Consider the following 1,251-nt stretch of genomic DNA (forward strand, 5'->3'; position numbering starts at 1 on the left):
CGCCGGGGCGAGGCCCCGGTCGCCGCGACGATCGTCCGGCTGGACGAGGATCGGCGCGCTGCCGTGACCACCCTGCAGGAGAAGCAGGCCCGCCGCAAATCCCTGTCGAAGGAGATCGGGGCGCTGCGCCGCACCGGCGCCGACAGCGCCGGGCTGGAAGCCGAGGGGGTCCGCCTGCGCGCGGAGATCGAGGGGCTGGAGATCCTGGTCCGCGAACTGGATGCCGAGATCCGCGATGCGCTGGTCACCCTGCCCAACCGGCTGGATGACGGGGTGCCCGACGGCGCCGACGAGACGGCCAATGTCGTGGTGCGCGAGGTGGGCGAGCGGCGGAATTTCGCCTTTGCGCCGCGCGAGCATTACGCGCTGGGCGAGGCGCTGGGCCTGATGGATTTCGAGACCGCCGCCAAATTGTCGGGGGCCCGCTTCGTGGTGCTGCGCGGGGCGCTGGCGCGGATGGAGCGCGCGCTGGGGCAGTTCATGCTGGACCTGCATGTGCAGGAGCATGGCTATACCGAAACGGCGGTGCCCGTGCTGGTGAACGAGGCCGCGATGTTCGGCACCGACAAGCTGCCGAAATTCGCCGACCAGTCCTTTCGGACCGAGGACGGGCGCTGGCTGATCCCGACTGCCGAGGTGCCGCTGACCGCCAGCGTGGCCGGAGAGATCCTGCCGGCATCCGCCCTGCCGCGCCGCCTGGTGGCCCTGTCGGCGTGCTTCCGTTCCGAGGCCGGGGCGGCGGGGCGCGACACGCGCGGCATGCTGCGCCAGCACCAGTTCCAGAAGGTCGAGATGGTGTCGATCACTGGCGCCGAGGACAGCGATGCCGAGCATGAGCGCATGACGCGCTGTGCCGAGACTGTGCTGGAGCGGCTGGGTATTCCCTATCGCCGCATGCTGCTCTGCGCCGGCGATACGGGATTCGGCGCGGCGCGCACCTATGACCTGGAGGCGTGGCTGCCCGGGCAGCAGGCCTGGCGGGAGATTTCCTCGTGCTCGACCACGCGGGACTTCCAGGCGCGGCGGATGAATGCCCGCTATCGCCCCGGCACGGACGCGGCGCCGGAATTCGTGCATACGCTGAACGGTTCGGGCCTGGCGGTGGGGCGGACGCTGATCGCCGTGATGGAAAATTACCAGAACGCCGACGGCAGCATTACCGTGCCGCAGGCCCTGCGCCCCTATATGAACGGTCTGGCGGTCGTCAGCGCCCGATAGGCGCGCGCCCGGCCGGTCTCCGCCCCGGGCGGC

General features: G+C 70.8%; 1 protein-coding gene. It reads left to right on the plus strand.

All coding sequences use genetic code 11. The annotated features are described in order from the left end of the window. On the plus strand, positions 1–1,218 hold a 1,218-nt coding region (serS, locus tag HUK84_RS18940), incomplete at its 5' end, for a serine--tRNA ligase (protein ID WP_176641604.1). Positions 1,219–1,251 lie beyond the last annotated feature (33 nt).

The organism is Nguyenibacter vanlangensis, assembly GCF_013376155.1.
GTDB lineage: Bacteria > Pseudomonadota > Alphaproteobacteria > Acetobacterales > Acetobacteraceae > Gluconacetobacter > Gluconacetobacter vanlangensis.